A 22056-nucleotide genomic window follows, 5' to 3' on the forward strand; every position below is an offset into this window, starting at 1 on the left:
TCTTGACCTCCTTTGTCTTATATCTGCGCTTTTCTAAGCATGCTCTCTTAATGTAGTGTCTTTATTTCCGATTCCCCTGGACTCCGGAATCCATGCTTTCCCTTCGCATCCGTACAGCTTCATCTTTTCGATCAGTTTTTCTTTAGCCGCATCCCGCGCGATATTGTAAACGTTATATACATTGTTCCCCGAAAAATCTGCGGCCTGTACGGCCTGCGCAGCTGCCTGGCATAATTCTCCGTTAATGTTGATCTTATTGATCCCCATTCTGCACGCCCTGGCCATGGACTCGTCGTCTGTTCCGGAAGAGCCGTGAAGAACCAGCGGGAAATTACCGGTCGCTTTTTTGATCTCTTCGAGTCTCTCAAAATCCAGATATGGAACAAAACCTTCCGGATAGATCCCGTGAGCGGTCCCTATCGCAACCGCCAGACAATCTACACCGGTGTACTCAATAAACTTTACTGCATCTTCCACACTGGTCAGTGCCGCGTCTCTGTCAGCAGCATACTGGTCCGCCTGTCCCACATGCCCCAGTTCCGCCTCCACGGATACTCCGGCGGCATGGGCGATCTTCACTACCTCTTTGACCTGTTCTGCATTTTCCTCAAAAGGTGAACTGGACCTGTCAAACATGACAGAGGTGAATCCCGCCTGAATTGCCTGGACTACGGACTCCAGATCTGCTCCGTGGTCCAGGTTGATTGCTACAGGCACATTCGCCTGCTGTGCCAGAGCCCGCACCGCATGCCCCAGGAAAAACATATCCTTGCAGGCCGGCTCTGCGATATCAATAATAACCGGAGCTCTCATTTCTTCAGCGGCTTCGATGAATGCCCTGGCATCCAGTTCACATGTAACATTCGGAGCGGCAACGCCATAATTTTCTGCGCTGGCCCGTTCCAGTATTTCTTTCATGGTGACTAACATTCGTGATACCTCCTTTTTTTGATAACTCACTCTACCTGTTTATATCGCAAAACTCGTGCCAGGTTAGTGAGTCAATTTATATCCTTTCATTTTTCAGGCCACTTTTCTGGTAATTTCATCCTGAAAAGAAATTAAATTTGTACAAAGAATAAGAGCCGGACGTCAAATGCCCGACTCTTTGGCAATACAGTTTCCTGAGATATTTTATTATTCCACAGTTTCATTGTGCAGCAGCTTTTGTTCTTTCCCTTTCAGGATCCCTCCATAAACCGCGGAAACGATCGGATTTTCATTGGACAGTTTGATCTGTGCCATGCTGTCGATCTTATAGATCCCTTCCAGTCTGGCCTTCTTGGTCCTGGGCCCGATGGGTACCGGCTGCCCGCCTCCGGCGATACAGCCTCTCTTGCAGGCCATGACCTCCACAAAATCATAATATGCTTCCCCTGCCTTTATTTTATCCAGAAGTTCTCCTGCGCTGTGGAGACCGTTCACAACAGCTATCTTCACTTCACGTTCTCCCAGTTTCACTGTCGCTTCCTTGATGCCTGCCACGCCCCGGATGCCGGAAAAACTGATCTCCTCCAGATCTTCTGCATGGTTGCTGTTTATAAGCCGACGCAGCACAGCCTCCGTAACGCCTCCGGTCACGCCGAAAATGGCTCCGGCTCCGGACGACAGTCCAAAAGGCATATCCAGCGCTTCCGGCTGTACCTGTGCCAGGTCGATCCCGGCCTCCTGGAGCATACGGGTGATCTCAGTTGTGGTAAGTACATAGTCCACATTCTGCTCTCCGTCCGTATAGTGTTCCGGGCGGGTGATCTCCGCTTTCTTTGCCGTACAGGGCATGATGGACACCACCATAGTCTTCCTGGCTTCTCTGCCTTCTTCTGCCGCTTTCACCGCTTCCATCCTGGCCTCTTCTTTTAACAGAGCCCCAAACATCTCCTGGGGAGACCGGCAGGTAGAAATATTTTTCCGGAACTCAGGATAGCGGTTCTCGCAGAACTTCACCCACGCCGGACAGCAGGATGTGAACAGCGGGAGGTTTTCTCCGGATTCCAGCCGTTCTACCAGCTCTTTTGACTCTTCCATGACTGTCAGATCCGCGCCGAAATTCGTATCATACACCTGATCAAATCCGATCCGTCTCAGGCCCGCCACCAGCCGGCCCAGCGTATTCTCGCCTTTCTTGATGCCGAATTTATCTCCCACCGCCACACGCACAGCGGGAGCGATCTGCGCCACTACCCGGATATTCGGATCTGCAAGAGCCTCCCAAACAGGTTCTACATTCTGTTTGATGCTGATGGCTCCTGTAGGACATACGGCACGGCACTGCCCGCACCCCACACAGTCTGTCTGCGCCAGGTCTTTATTAAACGCCGGCATAACCTGCATCTTGGAACCTCTGAACGCAAAATCCAGAATACCCAGCCCCTGGATCTCATCACATGTCCGCACACAGTCACCGCACAGGATGCACTTATTGGGATCCCGGATCACGCACTCCGATGACAGATCTTTCGGAAGCTGTTTTTTATTATTTTCAAACCGCACATCCGTGATACCCAGCTGTCGGGACAGTTTCTGCAGCGTGCAGACGCCGTTTTTCGCGCACGTCGTACAGTCCCTGCAGTGGGCGGCAAGCAGCAGCTCGATGATCATCTTTCTGTGATGTTGAAGTCTCGGTGTATTTGTATAGATCACCATTCCATCTCTGGGAACCTCTGAACAGGAAGCAAAGATCTTTCCCCTGTCATCCTCTACCACACACATACGGCAGGCTCCGTAGGTTGACAGTTCAGAATGATAGCAGAACGTAGGCAGATCGATTCCTGATTTGCGGATTACAGAGAGGACATTTCTCTCATTCGTAAACGTTACGCGCCTGTTGTTTATCATCATATAGCTCATGCTCGTCTCCTCCTACCATTCAATATGTATCGCGCCAAATGCGCAGGCGCTCTCACAGGCCCCGCACTTGATACATTTCTCGGTGTCTATCACAAATGGCTCTTTGATCCTTCCGCTGATGGCGCCTGCCGGACAGTTTCTCGCGCACTTGGAACATCCCTTACACCGCTCGGGACTGATGATGTACCGTTTCATGGCCGTACAGGTGTGAGACACGCACTTCTTATCCACCACATGCTCCATATATTCATCCCGGAACAGCTTGAGGGTACTCATGACCGGAAGCGCCGCGCTTTTCCCAAGACCACACAGAGCAGTCTCCGTGATCGTATTGGCAAGCTCTTCCAGAAGATCCAGATCTTCCACCTTTCCATTTCCCGCCACGATCCGTTCCAGGATCTCCAGCATCCGCTTCGTCCCTTCCCGGCAGGGCACACATTTCCCGCAGCTCTCGTTCTGAGTAAAGTTCATGAAGAATCTGGCCACTTCTACCATACAGGTATGGTCGTCCATTACCACAAGCCCTCCGGAACCGATCATGGCGCCCATCTTCTTCAGAGAGTCAAAATCCAGATTTACATCCAGATGAGGCGTGATCAGACAACCGCCTGACGGTCCTCCGATCTGCACTGCCTTGAACTTTCCGTCACCCTTGATCCCGCCGCCGATATCATAGATAACTTCACGCAGCGTCGTCCCCATCGGGACCTCGATCAGTCCGGTGTGCTTCACGCTTCCGGTCAGGGCAAAAGCCTTGGTGCCCGGGCTGTTCTCCGGGCCGATACTCTTGAGCCACTGTGCCCCTTCCATGATGATCATAGGCACATTCGCGAATGTTTCCACATTGTTCAGCACCGTCGGTTTCCCGAACAGTCCCTGTTCCACTGTCCGCGGCGGCTTCACCCGCGGCATGCCCCGGTTCCCCTCTATGGACGCGGTAAGGGCGCTTCCCTCTCCGCAGACAAAAGCTCCCGCGCCCCGGTTGATATGGAGCCGGAAGGAAAAATCTGTCCCCAGGATGTAATCACCGAGAAGCCCGCATTCCTCCGCCTGGGCGATAGCCAGCTTCAAACGGCTGATCGCCAGCGGATACTCGGCCCTTACATAGATGTAGCCTTCTTTGGCTCCCACCGCGTAAGCTCCGATCATCATCCCTTCGATCATCTTGTGGGGATCTCCCTCCATAATACTGCGGTCCATGAACGCGCCCGGATCTCCCTCATCTCCGTTGCAGACGACATAGCGTTCTTTCTCTGCCTGGCGCGCCACCTGCGACCACTTGTATCCTGTCGGGAATCCGCCGCCTCCGCGGCCCCTTAAGTTTGAGTCGGAGATCTCTTTGATCACTTCCTCCGGCGTCATCTCAAACAGGGCTTTCTCCAGTGCCTGATAGCCGCCCGTGGATATGTACTCCTGGATATGCTCCGCGTCGATATGTCCGCAATTTTTCAGCACATTCCGGGTCTGCTTTTTATAAAAGGGGATCTCTTCCTGTTTCTTATATTCGATCCCGTCCTGTTTGAACAGGAGATGCCGGATGATGTCCCCTTTCTCGATTGTCCTGTGGAAGATCTCATCACAGTCCTCTTCCTTTACTTTCGTATAAAGGATTCCCTGGGGCTCGATCCTCATCAGAGGACCCATCTCGCAGAACCCGTGGCATCCGCTTTTCTTAATGCCAATCTCCCCGGTCCTTTCTGTCTGGGGCTGCTCTTCATTGCCATGAGCGATCTCCGGGCCAAAATGCACTTCCACATCCGGATTGTTCTTCACCAGTTCGCACATTCTCTCATAGATCTTTCCTGAACCGCCTGCCAGACACCCGGTCCCGGCACAGATCAGGATCCTACATCTGCTGTTCTCGATCTTTTTCTTAGAAGTCTCACGGACACATCCGAGCGCTTCTCTGTTTTCTATTCTTTCCATACGCGTCAGGCTCCTCTCAACTCTCGAATCAGTTCCGCCGCGGCATCCGGAGTCATACCCGGGTATACCTTGTCATTCACCGTCAGTACCGGCGCAAGTCCGCATGCCCCAAGACAGGAAACTGTCTCCAGGGTGAACATCATATCATCTGTAGTAGCCTTTTCAACGGACAGCCCCAGTTCACTGTACAGCCGCTCCAGAATAGGAATGGACTTACGGACATGACACGCTGTCCCGTCGCACACCTTAATAATATATTTCCCTTTTGGTTCAAAAGAAAAATTTTCATAAAATGTAGCAACGCTGTACGCCTTTGCCTCATTGATCTCCAGCTTCCGCGCCACATAAGTCAGTAACTCGGGCGGGAGATAGCGGTACTCGCTCTGGATGTCCTGGATGATCGGAATCAGCGAAGCCTGATGATTCCCATGCTCTGCTATGATCTCATCCGCCTTGTCATAGTAGGTCTGGTCTAACATAAATACCTCCTTTTTAATGCCGGGAACACGGCTGTTTTCCGGCATCATGATCGTGTTATCTTGATAAAAATTCTTAATAATAATTATTATAAATGCAATCTGGATAACAGACAAGAATAAATCTCTGCACTTTTTCCCTTAACTGTTCATATACTGAATCAAATGCGACGGTCCGGCAGACAGAGTTTTCTCTGCGGCTTCCGGATTCCGCGCGCTTTTGGAAAGGATGATTTTATGAGTATAAAAGGTCTTGATGTAAGTGAATTTCAGGGTGAAGTAGACTGGGAACGGGTAAAAGCCGCGGGTTATCAGTTTGCCATGCTTAGAGCGGGCTACGGTTTCGGCACTGTAGATAAGCAGTTCCACAGAAATGCTTCTGAATGCAACCGGATCGGGCTCCCCATCGGTGTCTACTGGTTCTGTTACGCCGTCAACCCGCAGACAGCGGTACAGGAAGCAGACGGCTGTATCAGCACGATTTCGGGTTACCGCCTGGACTATCCGGTCTGCTATGATATTGAGCAGGCTTCCGTGACATATGCCGCAGGAGAAGGTGTCAGCATGACCGCTTCCCTGGCCCGCCAGCTGGTAGAAAACTTCTGCAACCGGATTGAAGAAAAAGGCTATTATGCCATGTTCTATACAAACCGTAATTTTCTGGATACCTATCTCGGCAGTTCCCTGCCGGAACGTTATGCCTTCTGGTATGCCAGATACGCAGACTCATTCGACGGGACCAATTGTGGGATGTGGCAGTACACAAGCCAGGGAAGCGTCCCCGGCATCGGAGGCAATGTAGATCTGGACTGGGGCTATGTGGACTATCCTTCCGCGATCAGAGCCGCCGGGCTGAACCATCTGGACGGAAGCTCTCCCGCGCCCTCTCCGTCCCCCTCTCCGTCTACAGACTATGTAACCTATGTTATCCAGCCCGGAGACACTCTCAGCGGTATTGCTCAGCGTTACGGCACTACAGTCAACGCTCTTGCCTCTCTGAACGGAATCGCCGATCCGGATCTCATCTATGCGGGAAATACCATTCGCGTACCGGAAAATGGCGGCAATGCACAGTACTATACCATCCAGCCCGGGGACACTCTCAGCGGTATCGCTCAGCGTTACGGCACTACAGTCAGCGCTCTTGCCTCTCTGAACGGCATCTCTGATCCGGATCTAATCTACGCGGGAAATACCATACGGATCAGATGAAATTTATAAATTCATAATTAATTTTCGATTTCTTTTATAATTTGAACATAATTTGTACACATTTTCTGTTTATACTAAACACAGATAGTTGATAAACAACTATCTCCCCCCTCATAAAGTATTGACATCCCGGTATACCGGGATGTCACACTTTACTCTCATTCCTTTAGATAATTTATAAAAACGACGAAAACCCGTTAGCCGGAAGGTTAACGGGTTTTCGCTGTCTCCAGAGGCTTCTTTGTTCATATATATACACCATACACACATATGAAACAGACTTTTATATTTTCTTTATTGACAGTTAAGCTTTTTCCCTGTTCTTTTATAATTTCATCACAGTTTTGTCATATTTTCCTTTTATACTTTAAGACAGATAGTTGATAAACAACTATCTTCCCCCCTCATAAAGTTTAGGCACCCAATGGTGTCGCACTTTACTCTCATTCCTTTAGATAACTTATAAAACGACGAAAACCCGTTAGCCGGAAGGTTAACGGGTTTTCGCTGTTTTTTCTTTCAATATTTAAAGAGTTCTTTAAATCTTCTTTAAAAGCTGAAATTTTATAGATATTAACAGAAAAATATGGTAAAATATGCAAAATTAATATCACACTCAGATAAAGGGGGTACATTTTATGAAAAAATTTTTGTCTCTGATGCTCGCTCTGTTGACAGTGTTTGCCTTTACCGCATGCGGCGGCAGTAATACAGCGGCTGAGTCAGAAGAAAACCAGGAGGCTGCTGAAGCTGAAACCGAAGACAAAACTGAAGAATCTAAAAAAGAGGAAGAACCGGAAGAAACAGCTCCGGAAACCTCAGCGGACATAGATATTTCTTCTGCCATAGATGCCAGCACGACCTCGGATACAGAGCCTATTCCTCTTGGACAGTGGGGCAAAACAGCAAGATACGCTACAGAAGATGAAACCTACCACACCGTTTATGTCCGTGTCACAAAAGTCACAACATCCACGGATGACGCAGAATATGTCCAGTCTGCCATTGATCAGCACAACGAAAACAGCTATGAATTTTCCCAGATTGATTCTGCCGCTCTGGAACTTCCCGATGATGTGGAGCTGTGCGTTCTGGATTATGAGGTATTTATTCCGGAAGAATTTCCCAGCCCTGAATACGGTCTTACAGAACCCACTATGATGTTTTCTGAAAGTAATATTGGCGGCGGCGGGATCCCGGCCGCAGACGGAGCCAGTACATATATCGGCCTGGGCACCAACAATGAGGATCTCGCCACACAGGCAGATGCCACTTATCAGCCCGGCAGCACTTACTCCTTCCGAAATCTCTACACAATGGTCAAGGGATATCAGGATTATGTATTTGAGATCACCTCTTATCCGGACGGAACCCAAGAGACTTCGGCAGATGTGATGTATTATGCTTACTTTGCGAATAAATAGTGAGGTTAATTAAAAAGAGGGGTTAAGAAATTTTTTAGTGACAGTTTAGAGAGTTTCTTTATCTTTTATATTCCTATCATAATTTTGTCACAATTTCCTTTTATACTTTAAAATAGATAGTTGATAAACAACTATCTTCCCCCTCATAAAGTTTAGGCACCCAATGGTGTCGCACTTTACTCTCATTCCTTTAGATAACTTATAAAACGGCAAAACCCCGTCAGTTAAATGACTGACGGGGTTTTGCCGTGGCAGGCTCTTTACTTTTGCTGTTTTCCGGGATGTTACTTCCCGCAATGTTCATCGAACCATTGAAGCAGGTCTTCATATACCTCTTTCCGATCGGTCTCATTCAGTATCTCGTGCCGGTCTCCTGTATAAAGTCTCAGTGAAATATCATGGATCCCGGCCGCTTTATATTTCTCATAAATTCTGCGGACACCTTTTCCATAATTCCCTACCGGATCTTCCGCTCCGGATACAAACAGGATCGGAAGCCCTTTGGGTATCATATATACGCCCTCTTTTCTCTGCATACGCAGCATTCCGGTAAACATACTATAATAGGCATTTACTGTAAACATAAAGGAACACATAGGATCTGCCACATAGGTGTCCAGCAGCTCCCTATCACTTGTGATCCAGTCCGCTCTTGTATGAGCCGGCTTAAATTTTTTATTATAAGAACCGATCGCCAGGCTGTCCACAAGTTTACTCCGGTAATGCCACCCCCTGAAAGCTGCCATCAGCCTGCAGAGTCTTTTGCCAAAAAGCAGTTCGGATTTTCTGTGATCCGCGACTGTTCCCATCAGCACAGCTCCGCTCAGACCGTTCCCATACATCTGGATATACTGCCGCAGCAAAGAGGAACCCATACTGTGTCCCAGCATAAAATACGGCACATCCGGATACTTTTTCACTGTACGCTGCCGCAGGGTATGTATATCCCCTAGGACACACGCATTGCCGTATTTCTCATGGAAAAATCCATACTCTGACTTTGCCTGCACTGACTTCCCATGCCCGAGATGATCATTTCCCACGACATAATATCCCTGTTCGCACAGAAATTGTGCGAATTCATCATATCGTCTGATATATTCCACCATGCCATGGCAGATCTGCAGGACGGCTTTTACCTCTGTGTCAGGCTTCCACTCCATTGTGTGGATCTCTGTGTTTCCGTCCTTTGATGGGAAATAAAACTCGTCTCTCATGTTACTTCACTTACCTGTCATCTAAATTTATGTATTCGCGGTATGGTGCGAGAGGTTTATATGCCGGACGTATGATCTTGTCTACATTCTCGAGTTCTTCCAGCCGGTGGGCGCTCCACCCTACGATACGGGCAGCGGCGAATATCGGTGTGTACAATGCCGGAGGAAGATCCAGCATACCGTAGACCAGGCCGCTGTAGAAATCGACATTCGCGTTAACTCCTTTATACATTCTGCGCTTCTCTCCGATTATCTCCGGAGCCATATGCTCTACCTTCTCGTAAAGCGCATATTCTGCTTCATGTCCCTTTTCTTTGGCGAGCTGTTTTACAAAACGCTTAAATATATCCGCCCGGGGATCTGAAATCGAATATACCGCATGGCCCATTCCGTAGATCAGTCCTTTTTTGTCAAACGCTTTCTTGTCCAGAAGAGCTTCCAGATATGCGCGGATCTGGTCATCATCATTCCAGTCTGTAAGATTTGCTTTCATATCCTCGAACATCTGCGTTACCTTGACATTGGCTCCCCCATGCTTCGGCCCTTTCAGGGACGCCATAGCCGCCGCGATCGTAGAATAGGTATCTGTGCCGGAGGATGTGACAACATGCGTGGTAAATGTTGAATTATTTCCGCCGCCATGATCCATGTGGAGTACCAGCGCCATATCCAGGATCTTCGCTTCGAGTTTCGTATATTTCCTGTCTTCTCTCAGCATCATGAGAATATTCTCCGCGGCGGAAAGTTCCGGTTTCGGCGCATAAATATACAGATCTTCGCCCCTGCGGTAGTTATAAGCGTGATAGCCATATACCATAAGCATCGGGAACTGGCTGATCAGATTCAGGCACTGCCGGAGCACATTGGGAATGCTCGTATCATCCGCTTTTTCATCATAAGAATACAACTGAAGGATACTCCTTGTTATACTGTTCATCATATCATGGCTTGGCGCTTTCATAATGACATCCCGCACAAAATTGGGCGGAAGCATCCGGCGTTCCGCCAGCATGCTCTGGAAATGTTTCAGCTGTTCTCTTGTGGGCAGTTCTCCGAAAAGAAGCAGATATGTCGTCTCCTCAAATCCCGGGTGCTTTGCCGCCAGGAATCCTTTTACCAGATCTTTGATATTATATCCCCGGTAATAGAGATTCCCTTCGCATGGCACGCTTTTCCCGTCAACTATCTTGGAAGCGCAGACATCGGAAATATTGGTAAGACCCGCAAGGACCCCTTTTCCGTTCAGGTCACGCAGCCCTCTCTTCACCTCATACTTTGTGTACAGTTCCTTATCGATCGCATTATTTTTCTCACATTTGAGAGCCAGTTCTTCAATCTCGGGCGTAATATCAAAAAAAATGCTGTCAATATCTTTTGCCATGTGACCTTCCTCCTTCTCTCTTTTTGCCGTTTTATCTTTTTATTATACTAAACAATGTAAAATCATACAATAAACTGTCTATAAAATATTTATGAACACACTCCTCGCGCCCTTCCCCGGATCCAATATCAATGTTCCCGCTTTCGCTCAGCTTTCGGGCAGTCCGGACAGGATATCTGACAATGCGGCAAATTCATCAAGAGTCAGTTCCTCGCCCCGGACGGATCCGCCTTTTCCAAGGGTCCGGACTGCGTCTTCGAGCTGCCCCTTTGAATAATGGAGTTCCGGAGAATTCCAAAGTCCGTTAACCAAAGTCTTTCTTCTCTGATTAAAGGATGCCCGTATGATCCGAAACATCAGTTTTTCGTCCTTCGCCTGCACCGATGTCTTTCCATGGCAATCCAGCCGGATGACCGCCGAGCCCACTTTCGGCCTGGGCATGAAACAGTTTGGCGGAACATTCGCTACGATATACGGATCCGCATAGTACTGGACAGCAAGAGACAGCGCCCCGTAATCTTTTGTTCCCGGTCCTGCCTGCATCCGGGCGGCCACCTCTTTCTGCACCATCACCGTAATCTTCTTAACCGGAACATGGTTCTCTAGAAGTCCCATGATGATTGGGGTCGTAATATAATACGGAAGATTTGCCACGATCTGCAGCGGTTTCCCTTCATTTTCTTCCTCCGCAAGCGCCGCGATATCCACTTTCAGAACATCCTCATTCATGACCCGTACATTATCATATCCGCTCAGCGTATCCTCCAGGATCGGGATCAGAGCGCGGTCGATCTCCACCGCAATGACCTTCCGCGCGGCACAGGCCAGATATTGTGTCATCGTTCCGATCCCCGGTCCGATCTCCAGCACAACATCATCCGGTCCGATCCCGGCCGCTCCGATGATCTTTTCCAGAACATGTGTATCTATAAGAAAGTTCTGGCCGAATTTCTTCTGGAACACAAAATTATATTTCTGCAGCACCGCAATCGTATTCCGCGGATTGCCAAGAGTAGGCTGTTTCATAATATCTCCTCTGACACATAAATTATCTGATAATTTCAGAAAAAAGGGACAGGCCCCTTTTTTCACTGTTTTCTGACTATTTTATAAATTGTACAATCTCCGCCCATTCTTTTCAGTCTGCTCTTCGACTTCTTCCACACTCACACCTTTGATCTTGGCAACTGTCTCTGCCACATAGGGCAGATACCGGGAACAATTTCTCTTTCCCCGGAAGGGGACCGGCGCAAGATACGGACAGTCTGTCTCAAGGACGATCGATTCCAGCGGTATCTCTTCGACGACCTGTTTCAGCTTCTTTGCGTTTTTAAATGTGACCACACCGCCCACGCCGATATAACAGCCCATCTTCACATATTCTCTGGCCATCTCGGCAGAATAGGAATAGCAGTGGATGACTGCCTTCATCCCATCCGCGTACTTTTGCATAATGTCAAATGTATCCGCCGCAGCTTCCCGGCTGTGTATCATGACAGGCATGTCTTTCCGGCGGGCAAGTTCCAGCTGCCGGACAAACCATTCCTTCTGGATATCATGCCTTTCTTTGTCCCAATAATAGTCCAGACCGATCTCTCCCACAGCCACGATTTTTTCCAGGTCCAGCAGCTCTTCCATTCTCCGGAACTGTATTTCGTCCAGCGCGCCCACCTCATCCGGATGCACTCCGACGGATCCGTATATTAAAGGATACTCTTCTGTCAAAAGCCTGATCTTTTCCCAGGATTCAACAGTAGACGCGGCATTGACAATGAGTCCTATGCCTTCTGCCTCCATACCGTTCAAAAGCTCCTCCCTGTCCGGGTCAAACTGCTTATCGTCATAATGAGCATGTGTGTCAAACAGCATAAACTATAGTTCCTTTCTCAGCGCTTTACAAAATACTCTTCATACCAGACAAGAAATGTATAAATTGTCCACACTTTTCTCCAGTTGTCCGAATTTCCTCCCACATATTCCTCAAAAATCCCGTTGATCTCATCCACGTTGAAGAACTTCTCTGCCATATTGCTGTTAAACTTCGCGCGCACGTCCTGATTGTACCTGTCATCCGCCATCCAGATGCGGATCGGCACGATGAATCCCAGTTTCTTCCGAAACGCGATGTCTTCCGGCAGCACCTTTGCCGCTGCGGTTCTCAGCGCTACTTTGTTCTGCTCTTCATTTACTTTATATCTGGAGGGCATCCTGGAAGCAATGTCAAAGATCCTCAAGTCCGTCAGCGGCATACGGATCTCAAGTCCCGCCGCCAGACTCATCTTGTCCACATTCAGATAAATATCCCCCTCCAGCCAGATCTGGATATCCACATCCGACATCTTTGTAAGAGGATCCAGTCCTTCCGTCTCTTCATAAATGCTCCGCGCCACCTCGATGGGCAGGACATCCGGATCGTATTTCTTGAGGATACGCTTCTTCTCGTCCTCCTTCATAATATTCGTATTGCCCACATAGAAGGTTTTCAGATTGTCTCCATACCGCTCGGCGTTGCGGTACATATTATACCCGCCGAAAAATTCATCTGCGCCCTCCCCGGAATAGCACAGCTTTGTATGTTCTGCCGTAGCTCTGCACGCGATGGCAAAGGCGATGGCCGACGCGTCCCCCAGAGGCTGCTCCATGTGATACATTACATAGGGAACAATCCGGAAATATTCCTCCGGCGTGATCAGACATCTGGAATTCTTTCTCCCCAGGATATCCGCTGTCTGTTTTGCCAGTCCGGACTCATCGAAACGCTCCTCTTCATATCCGCAGGAATCCGTCATCTCTGCGTCAGACATAGCCAGCACATAGGAAGAATCCACACCTCCCGAGAGAAACGACTCCGCCGTCTCATCCGGATCCTTTACTTCCGGCATGATCTCTTTCAGTGTTGTGTGGATCTCGTCAGCCCAGTCCTCCAGAGTCCTGCTCTCATCCGGGTGGAAGGTGGGCGTCCAGTACCGTGTGATCTTCAGTCTGCCATCCTTCCAGGTCAGATATCTGCCCGGCATAAGTTTTTTAAGCCCCCGGAAAAATGTATCCTCCCCGGCCACATAAGTCAGAGTCAGGTACAGCTGCAGCATTTCCTCGTTCAGCTCTTTCACAAAACCCGGCTGCTCCATGATCCCCCGGATCGTAGTTCCATACAGAAGCCGCCCGTCTGCGGTTTCGTAATAATAGAACGGCTTGGTACCGAACTGATCCCTCAGACAGAACAGTTCTTCTTCCTCTTCATCCCACAGGGCAAACGCGAACATCCCATACATATGATCTGCCATCTCATGCCCCCATGTCTCATAGGCCCGGACAAGGATCTGTTCCTCCCTTTCCCTGCGCGTCAGATCCAGGGGCAACCCCAGCCTTTCGCACAGCTCCTCCCAGTTGCGGATATGTCCTCTGTATTCTTTTACTTTTATCATAGGTTCCTCTCTCCTGATCATTTTTCTCTGTAATGACTATTATAATGGAAAACAAGCCCGATGTATAGTGTGGGAAAATACAGCTGTACAAATAAACAGGGCCGCCTTGGTACTGTAAATGGAGATCACAGTTTCCAGGTCGGCCCCGGTATCATTTGCTGCAGCAGTCATTCGGTTTATTACGACAACTCCAGTTTCCCTGTATAAAGCTGATAGTACGTACCCTTCTGGGCCAGCAGCTCTTCATGCGTACCCCGCTCGATGATGCGTCCATGCTCAAGCACCATGATCGCATCACTGTTGCGGATGGTGGACAGTCTGTGGGCAATGACAAACACGGTTCTGCCCTTCATCAGATTATCCATCCCTTTCTGGACAATGCTCTCAGTCCTGGTATCGATGGAGGATGTCGCCTCATCCAGGATAAGCACCGGCGGATCTGCGATGGCCGCTCTGGCGATGGCCAGCAGCTGCCGCTGTCCCTGGGAGAGTTCCTCTCCGTCTCCGCTTAAATGGGTGTCATACCCTTTTGGCAGCATTTTGATAAATCCGTCCGCATGGGCCAGCTTCGCCGCCTTGTAGACTTCCTCGTCTGTGGCGTCCAGCTTGCCGTAACGGATATTCTCCATGATCGTCCCTGTAAACAGGTGGGTGTCCTGGAGCACAATACCCAGAGACCGGCGCAGATCGGCCTTTTTGATCTTATTGATGTTGATACCGTCATAGCGGATCTTTCCGTCGTCCACATCGTAGAAACGGTTGATCAGATTCGTTATGGTCGTTTTCCCGGCTCCGGTAGACCCGACAAAGGCCAGCTTCTGCCCCGGCTTCGCGTACAGTGTCAGGTCATGGAGCACCATGTGGTCCGGCGAGTAGCCGAAGGTCATGTCAAAGAACCTTACGTCTCCCTTCAATTCTGTATAAGTCACACTTCCATCGGCCTGGTGCGGATGTTTCCACGCCCACATGCCGGTGCGCTCTTCACACTCGGTAATCTTGCCATCCGCGCCCTTCTTCGCGTTGACCAAAGTCACATATCCCTCATCAACCTCGGATTCTTCATCCATCATATTAAAGATACGCTCCGCTCCCGCAAGCGCCATAATGATGGAGTTAAACTGCTGGGCGATCTGCATGAATGGCTGAGTAAAGCTTTTGGTAAACTGCAGGTAGGACGCCATAACGCCCAGGGTGATATTCCCGATTCCCAGAACGGATAACAATCCGCCGAAGATCGCTACAAGCACGAACTGCAGATTTCCCATATTTCCGATAATGGGCCCCATCATGCTGGCAAACGTATGAGCGCTGGAAGCGCTCGTAAACAGCTTTTCATTGAGTTTGTCAAACTCTTCTTCTGAATTTTTCTCATGATTGAACACTTTGACCACACGCTGGCCGTTCATCCGTTCTTCTACGAAACCGGTCACATCCGCCAGATCGATCTGCTGCCGGATAAAATACTTTCCGCTGTTTCCGCCGATAAACCTGGCAATCAGTGTCATAAGACCGATCATGATCACTGCCAGAACCGTCAGGATCGGACTTAGGACCAGCATGGCGATGAATGTCACCACAATCGTCAGAGACGCCATAAGCACCTGCGGGATCGACTGATTGATCATCTGCCGCAGCGTATCCGTATCATTGGTGTAAAGGCTCATAATGGATCCGTTGGTATTCTGGTCAAAATACCGGATCGGCAGAGTCTGCATGTGCTCAAACATTTCGTCTCGCACCCGCTTTAACACGCCCTGGCCGATAACCACCATCATCCTGCTGTACACGAATGTAGCAATAACACCGCACGCGAAGATCGTGGCCAGAACCCCAAGAGCCATGTACAGTTCGCTAAAATCCGGACTCTTCTGTCCAATAAGCGGGATGATAAAATCATCCAGCAAAAATTTCAATGAAAGAGACACAGATATAGACGCGATCGAACTCACCAGGATACAGAATATCACGACGATAAACTGTATTTTATACGTGGAAGTCACATATCCCAACAGACGCTTTGCCGTTTTGATCGTTCCCTTATTTACGGTAACTCTTTCCGGTCTACTCATTCTCCGCGCCTCCTTTCACCTGTGATTCGTATACTTCTCTGTAAATCTCATTTGTCTTCAGGAGTTCTTCGGATGTTCCGATCCCGTTGATCTCCCCATTATCCATCACGATGATCAGGTCCGCGTCTTCAACAGACGAGATCCTCTGCGCGATGATCAGCTTCGTAGTATCCGGGATCTCTTCCCGGAAAGCCTGACGTATAAGAGCGTCTGTCCTTGTATCCACCGCGCTGGTGGAATCATCCAGGATCAGTATTTTCGGTTTTTTGAGCAGCGCTCGCGCGATACACAGCCTCTGCTTTTGTCCGCCGGATACATTGTTTCCTCCCTCTACGATCATCGTGTCGTAGCCACCCGGGAATTCCCGGATAAAACCATCTGCCTGGGCAAGCCTGCAGACTCTCTCCACTTCTTCGTCAGTGGCGTCTTCATCTCCCCAGCGGATATTATCGCTGATGGTCCCGGTAAACAGCACATTTTTCTGAAGCACCATGGACACCTGATCTCTCAGTGCTGTCAGACTGTAGTCACGGACATCTATTCCGCCCACCTTAACAGCCCCTTTTGTCACATCATAAAGCCTGGGGATCAGCTGCACCAGCGTAGATTTCGCGCTGCCGGTGCCTCCGATGATTCCGATCACCTGCCCGCTTTTAATATGAAGGTTCACATCTTTCAGAGACAGATTTCCTCCCTCGCCCGCATAGCTGAAATCCACATGTTCAAAATCAATGTCTCCATTAGGCACTTCCGTCACCGCATCTGAATGGTCCTCCATCTCCGGCACCTCTTCCAGCACCTGAAGAATACGGTCCGAAGACGCTTCCGCGATCATGATCATAACAAATACAAATGATACCATCATCAGTGACATCAGAATCTGGATCGCGTATACGATCACGCTGGTCAGCTCTCCTGTCTGCATTGTGCCAAACACAATGTCTTCTCCTCCGATATACACCATCACAAGAATGACGGTATACATGGTAAACATCATGATCGGGTTGTTCCACGCAACCATCTTTTCCGCCTTTGTAAACAGGTTAAATACATGCGTGGAGATTTTCCCGAATTTTTTATCCTCATGCTCTTCCCGCACATAGGCCTTAACCACCCGGGCAGCGTTTACATTCTCCTGAACCGTGTTGTTCAGAACATCATATTCATCAAATACCTGCACAAAATGAGGGTGCGCCTTTTTTGCGATAAAGATCAGCGCTCCTCCCAGAATCGGGATCGTAATCAGCATCATGACAGCGATCTTTGTGTTAATCGTTAATGTCATGATCAGAGACAGAACGATCATTATCGGAGCTCTTACCAGAAGGCGGATGGTAAACATATACGCCATCTGTACGTTCGTGATGTCTGTTGTAAGCCTGGTCACCAGCCCGGAAGTTGAAAAATGATCAATATTCCCAAATGAAAATTCCTGTATCTTATAAAAAATATCATGTCTTAAGTTCTTCGCATAACCGGACGATGCCACAGCGCCCAAATGTCCTGCCTCTGCGCCAAAAAGCAGCGCCAGAACGGCCAGCCCCACGAGCAGAAGTCCGGTCCTGATGATGTACCCCATATCTCCTTTCACGATCCCGATATCTATGATATTTGCCATCAGCAGCGGGATCAGGACTTCCATAAAGACTTCCAGCACAACAAGAAGAGGGGTAAGTACTGATTCTCGTTTATATTCCCGGACAGAACGAAGTAGTTTTCTGTTCATGCTTCATTGTCTCCTTTCCGCTTTTCTCTCTCATTACCCAACAAATTTTCGGACATCTTTTCCAGTACCTGAACACAGATCTTCATATCCTCGTCAGACACGCCCTTCCGCAGCAGCGCCTCCATATCACGGATATTTTTCAGGATACGCTTTCTGAGTCCAGTGGCTTTGTCTGTCGGAACAATCTTTTTCAGTCTGGCATCCTGCTTTACCGGTTCCCGCACCACAAAACCGTTTTTCTCAAGAAGCTGCAGGATCCCTGTCGCCGTGGACCGCCTGATACGAAATTCTTTTTCAAGATCTTTCTGATACACATCCCTTGTAAGCGACTCAAACATTATATGATGAAGGACGATCTTCTGCATGTTTGTCAGTCCGTCTTCATCACCGTCTATACACATCTGACGCTTGAGCTGATGCGAGATCATATTGATCAGTTTTCCCACGTCATGTCCCGGATCCTGTAATCTCTGTTTTTCCATCAATAAAACCTTCTTTTTTTATTTGTTCGGCAGCTAACAATAATATAGTATATGCACTTAAAATTTTATTGTCAATGCCTAAAATGTACATTTTCCCGGACAAATTTATGACAAATTTATGAGCAATCTCTGTTTCGCGATTTTTTTATGCCCTTTTAACGAAAATCTTTCAATTCCCACTTATAAAGTGTGGAAATGTAACAAAAAACAATGTATAATTACATAGAACACTAAGAAATGAAAGCGAGGGTTCTTTTATGAAGCAAAATAACATGTTAGCTATGATCCTGGCTGGCGGCAGGGGCTCCCGTCTCCATGACCTGACGAAAAAGGTGGCCAAGCCGGCCGTTTCATATGGCGGAAAATACCGTATCATTGATTTTCCCCTCAGCAACTGTGCCAACAGCGGAATCGATATTGTAGGCGTCCTGACTCAGTATGAGTCTATCCTGCTGAACAGCTATGTGGCCGCGGGGCGACGCTGGGGCCTGGACGCCAAAGACAGCGGTGTCTTTGTCCTTCCTCCACGTGAGAAATCTGATGCCAATCTGGATGTCTACAGAGGAACGGCGGATGCCATCTCGCAGAATATTGACTTTATCGATACATACTCACCGGAATATCTGCTTATCCTCTCCGGCGACCATATCTACAAAATGAACTACGCGAAAATGCTTGCCTACCATAAGGAGTGCAAAGCTGATGCTACTATAGCGGTCATCGAAGTTCCCATGAAAGAGGCAAGCCGTTTTGGCATCATGAACACCAACGACACCGGCCGGATCGTGGAGTTTGAAGAAAAACCGGAACATCCGAAGAGCAATCTGGCTTCCATGGGCATCTATATCTTTAACTGGAAGCTCCTTCGCAGACTTCTCCTGGCGGATATGAAGAATCCGGATTCCAGCCACGATTTTGGCAAAGACATTATTCCTGCCCTTCTTGAGGACGGCAAAAATCTGTATGCATATAAATACAAGGGCTACTGGAAAGACGTGGGTACCATCGATTCTCTCTGGGAGGCAAATATGGATCTTCTGGACAAAAATAATGAACTGGATCTTAATGATCCTTCCTGGAAGATCTACACAGAAGATGTGACCGCGCTTCCCCAGTATATCGGACCTGACGCCATAATCGACAGAGCTTTCATCACCCAGGGATGCGTGGTAGACGGTGAAGTCCGCAATTCCGTCCTGTTTACCGGAGTTAAAGTGGCGGAAGGAGCCAAGATCATCGATACTGTCCTGATGCCGGGAGCAGAAGTGGAAGAGGGCGCAGTCGTCACCCGCGCTCTTGTGGCTGACGGGATCAAGATCGGGAAAAACGCGGTTGTCGGTTCGGCCGACAGCGAAAATATCGAGCTTGTCGCAAAACGTGTAAAGGGGGATGAGTAATATGAGCAAAGCATTCGGAATTGTAAATTTTGCCGGAAATCACATCCGTGTAAACGGGCTTCAAGATTACCGACCGGTAGGCGCATTTTCTTTCCTGGGCCGATATCGGATCATCGATTTTCCAATTTCCAATATGAGCAACAGCGGGATTGATAATATACAGGTATATATTCGCAGAAAACCCCGTTCTCTTACAGAGCATCTGGGAACCGGCCGACACTATAACATCAACTCCAAGCGTGGCAAACTGAACATCCTGTATGCGGAGTCCAGCCAGACAAATGATATTTATAACACAGATATCGCGGCTTATATTGAAAATATGGACTGCATCGAACGTATCCCGCTTCCATATGTCGTGATAGCGCCCAGCTATATGGTCTACGCCGCGGATTACAGCGTATTCTTAAGCGAACACATCGAATCCGGAGCTGATATCTCCCTGATGTATCACTCAGTCGACAACGCGAAGGAGTCTTTCCTGAATTGTGATACACTCAATATCAACAGGCAGAAAGGCGTACTGTCCATAGAACCCAACCATGGGAACGCCAAGAACAGAAATATTTTCATGGATACTTATGTAATGAAAAAGGATCTCTTCCTCGAACTGGTGAATAAAGCGCATAAGATGTCTTCCATGTACACCTTCGCCGATATCATCAATGAGGAATGCCAGAATCTTGACATCCGTGCCATCCCCCATCGGGGATACTTCTCGGCGATCATGGATTTTGACAGTTACTATCAGGCAAATATGTCCCTGATCGATCTGAAGAATGCGTCCAGCCTGTTTGACGAAGAATGGCCCATCTACACACGAACCAATGATTCCTGTCCCACCCAGTATTTTGAGGGCAGCGTAGTTTCCTCTTCTGTCATCTCCAACGGATGTCTCATCGAGGGGTCTGTGGAAAATTCCATCATCGGAAGAGGCTGCGAGATCAAGCCCGGAGCTGTCGTAAAGAACTGTGTTGTATCCGCTGACGTGGTCATCGGAAAAGATGTCCATGTGGAAAACATGGTGGTTGATAAACATGTAAAGCTGATCCGGGGAAAAGAAATCATTGCGTCTCCGGAGAAACCCGGATATATACGGCGGGGCGATACGCTGTAAATCTGAGTTTGTTGTGGGGCATGGGCATGTCCGCCGGGAAAGGAAGAGGATATCCATCTCGGGCACACTTTCGCTCGGGGCTGCAACGCAGCGGCACATAAGGGCGCAAAGAACGCGCCCCAAATGCCGGCGTTGCTGCACGGCCCTCGATGGACACCTTTTCCTTTCCCGGCTTGGCATCCTCTCCCCTCAACAATCTCGCGATTTAGAAGTAATATGAAGGCGTAACGTTATCGACTATATAGTCTGCCTTCAAGAAAACCAGAAAATATATGCCAGAGATCCGTAAATCTTTGGCATAATGTACACCAGGCGGAGTAAGCAGCATCCTGCTGCTTACTCCGCCATAATAACATCTGGCGTCTGAATGTTTCTTTTTCCAACAAAGTTCCCTTCTCATATTACTTTCAAAGCGCAGGAAAAGGAAAGAGTGGCAATCGGAAGAACCTTTCTGCGGCGCCAGATGGGTGGACCGGCGACTTTGGAGGAATCCGATGGAAAAACTTAAGGGACTAAGCTGCACCGTTAGGCAGGCTGATGGGATTGTCTGAACGAAGTGAGTTGCCCATCGGCCTGACAAGCTCAGATTTATCGCCGATTTTTGCCGTAGATCACAGCCAGCCCTTTCAGCAGCAGATTATCATCCACAATGATCTCTCTCCTGCAGTGAGGAACAATACTTTTCGCCAGACCTCCCGTAGCCACCGCGGTTACGGCTCCGCCAAGCTCCTCTGACAGCCGGTCGATGATCCCGTCGATAGCTGCCGCGGAGCTGTAAATAATCCCACTCTTCATACACTCCGTCGTATTTTTCCCGATTATATGCTCCGGCGCTTCCAGACTGATCCCGCCCAGCTGTGCGGCTCTGGAGACCAGTGAATCCAAAGATACAACAATACCCGGGTAGATCATTCCGCCCACATAGTTCCGGTCCCGGTCAATAACGCAGACAGTATTTGCCGTTCCAAGATCAAAGATTACCAGCGGCGCCGGGTATTCTGAGAGAGCGCCCACCGAATCTGCCACCAGATCGCTGCCAAGCTGCGCGGGATGATCCATCCTGATGTTCAGTCCGGTCTTGATTCCGGCTCCTACTACTAAAGGTTCTTTTTTGATGATCTTCTCCACCGCAAGTTTGACAGCCGCAGTGATCTGGGGGACCACTGAAGATATGATCCCGCCGGCCAGATCCGACTTTTTGATATGATAAATATCGAGAACATTTTTAATGTCAATGGCATATTCAAGTTCTGTCTTTGTCCGGACCGTGGACAGCCTTTCGATAAAAATGCATTTTTTCTCTTCCATGCACCCGATCACAATATTTGTATTTCCAATGTCTATTGCCAATATCATT

Annotated in this window: 17 protein-coding genes; 4 read left to right on the forward strand and 13 right to left on the reverse strand. The window is 48.7% G+C overall.

Features of this window, described 5'->3' with window-relative positions; all coding sequences use genetic code 11:
- Positions 1–33: 33 nt before the first annotated feature.
- The 4 genes from BQ7367_RS03610 to BQ7367_RS03625 all read right to left on the reverse strand — a co-directional run bounded on the left by BQ7367_RS03610 (position 34) and on the right by BQ7367_RS03625 (position 5252).
- Positions 34–930 (reverse strand): class II fructose-bisphosphate aldolase, encoded by an 897-nt coding sequence (locus BQ7367_RS03610; RefSeq protein ID WP_072524245.1) that lies wholly within the window; start codon positions 928–930, stop codon positions 34–36.
- A 207-nt stretch (positions 931–1137) separates the two neighbouring features.
- The gene (locus tag BQ7367_RS03615; RefSeq protein ID WP_072524246.1) at positions 1138–2847 is read right to left on the reverse strand and encodes a [FeFe] hydrogenase, group A; all 1710 of its coding nucleotides are present in this window, start codon (positions 2845–2847) and stop codon (positions 1138–1140) included.
- A 12-nt stretch (positions 2848–2859) separates the two neighbouring features.
- On the reverse strand, positions 2860–4773 hold the full coding sequence (locus tag BQ7367_RS03620; protein ID WP_072524247.1) for an NADH-quinone oxidoreductase subunit NuoF: 1914 nt from the start codon (positions 4771–4773) through the stop codon (positions 2860–2862).
- A 5-nt stretch (positions 4774–4778) separates the two neighbouring features.
- Complete coding sequence (locus tag BQ7367_RS03625) at positions 4779–5252, reverse strand: complex I 24 kDa subunit family protein (protein WP_072526053.1); 474 nt, start codon at positions 5250–5252, stop codon at positions 4779–4781.
- Between the two features lie 234 nt (positions 5253–5486).
- On the opposite strand from BQ7367_RS03625, the gene BQ7367_RS03630 reads away from it, so the two are divergent.
- Positions 5487–6461, forward strand: a complete 975-nt coding sequence (locus tag BQ7367_RS03630; protein ID WP_072524248.1) for a LysM peptidoglycan-binding domain-containing protein — start codon at positions 5487–5489, stop codon at positions 6459–6461.
- A 638-nt stretch (positions 6462–7099) separates the two neighbouring features.
- A complete protein-coding gene (locus BQ7367_RS03635; RefSeq protein ID WP_072524249.1) occupies positions 7100–7885 on the forward strand; it encodes an LptM family lipoprotein in 786 nt (261 codons plus the stop codon).
- Positions 7886–8169: 284 nt separating this feature from the next.
- Here BQ7367_RS03635 and BQ7367_RS03640 read toward each other — a convergent pair whose 3' ends face one another.
- From BQ7367_RS03640 to BQ7367_RS03675, 8 genes are all read right to left on the reverse strand, one after another.
- Positions 8170–9102, reverse strand: coding sequence for an alpha/beta fold hydrolase (locus tag BQ7367_RS03640; protein WP_072524250.1), 933 nt, complete (start codon positions 9100–9102; stop codon positions 8170–8172).
- 10 nt (positions 9103–9112) lie between these two features.
- Positions 9113–10483, reverse strand: a complete 1371-nt coding sequence (locus BQ7367_RS03645; RefSeq protein WP_072524251.1) for a citrate/2-methylcitrate synthase — start codon at positions 10481–10483, stop codon at positions 9113–9115.
- Between the two features lie 147 nt (positions 10484–10630).
- Positions 10631–11509 carry a 16S rRNA (adenine(1518)-N(6)/adenine(1519)-N(6))-dimethyltransferase RsmA gene (gene rsmA / locus BQ7367_RS03650; protein WP_072524252.1) on the reverse strand — a complete coding sequence of 293 codons (879 nt, stop codon included), beginning with the start codon at positions 11507–11509 and terminating at the stop codon, positions 10631–10633.
- 81 nt (positions 11510–11590) lie between these two features.
- Positions 11591–12352, reverse strand: coding sequence for a TatD family hydrolase (locus tag BQ7367_RS03655; RefSeq protein ID WP_072524253.1), 762 nt, complete (start codon positions 12350–12352; stop codon positions 11591–11593).
- A 17-nt stretch (positions 12353–12369) separates the two neighbouring features.
- Complete coding sequence (gene asnB / locus BQ7367_RS03660) at positions 12370–13908, reverse strand: asparagine synthase (glutamine-hydrolyzing) (RefSeq protein WP_072524254.1); 1539 nt, start codon at positions 13906–13908, stop codon at positions 12370–12372.
- A 179-nt stretch (positions 13909–14087) separates the two neighbouring features.
- Positions 14088–15977, reverse strand: a complete 1890-nt coding sequence (locus tag BQ7367_RS03665) for an ABC transporter ATP-binding protein (RefSeq protein ID WP_072524255.1) — start codon at positions 15975–15977, stop codon at positions 14088–14090.
- Positions 15970–17703, reverse strand: coding sequence for an ABC transporter ATP-binding protein (locus BQ7367_RS03670; RefSeq protein WP_072524256.1), 1734 nt, complete (start codon positions 17701–17703; stop codon positions 15970–15972). The genes BQ7367_RS03665 and BQ7367_RS03670 overlap by 8 nt, the downstream gene beginning before the upstream one ends.
- Positions 17700–18185, reverse strand: coding sequence for a MarR family winged helix-turn-helix transcriptional regulator (locus BQ7367_RS03675; RefSeq protein ID WP_072524257.1), 486 nt, complete (start codon positions 18183–18185; stop codon positions 17700–17702). Before BQ7367_RS03675 ends, BQ7367_RS03670 begins: the two co-directional genes overlap by 4 nt.
- 257 nt (positions 18186–18442) lie before the next feature.
- On the opposite strand from BQ7367_RS03675, the gene BQ7367_RS03680 reads away from it, so the two are divergent.
- A complete protein-coding gene (locus BQ7367_RS03680; protein ID WP_072524258.1) occupies positions 18443–19582 on the forward strand; it encodes a glucose-1-phosphate adenylyltransferase in 1140 nt (379 codons plus the stop codon).
- A 1-nt stretch (position 19583) separates the two neighbouring features.
- Complete coding sequence (gene glgD, locus BQ7367_RS03685; RefSeq protein WP_072524259.1) at positions 19584–20699, forward strand: glucose-1-phosphate adenylyltransferase subunit GlgD; 1116 nt, start codon at positions 19584–19586, stop codon at positions 20697–20699.
- Between the two features lie 588 nt (positions 20700–21287).
- On the opposite strand, the gene BQ7367_RS03690 is transcribed toward glgD, so the two are convergent.
- Positions 21288–22055, reverse strand: a complete 768-nt coding sequence (locus BQ7367_RS03690) for a type III pantothenate kinase (RefSeq protein ID WP_072524260.1) — start codon at positions 22053–22055, stop codon at positions 21288–21290.
- Position 22056 lies beyond the last annotated feature (1 nt).

The organism is Clostridium sp. Marseille-P3244 (genome assembly GCF_900120155.1).
Classification (GTDB): domain Bacteria; phylum Bacillota; class Clostridia; order Lachnospirales; family Lachnospiraceae; genus Mediterraneibacter.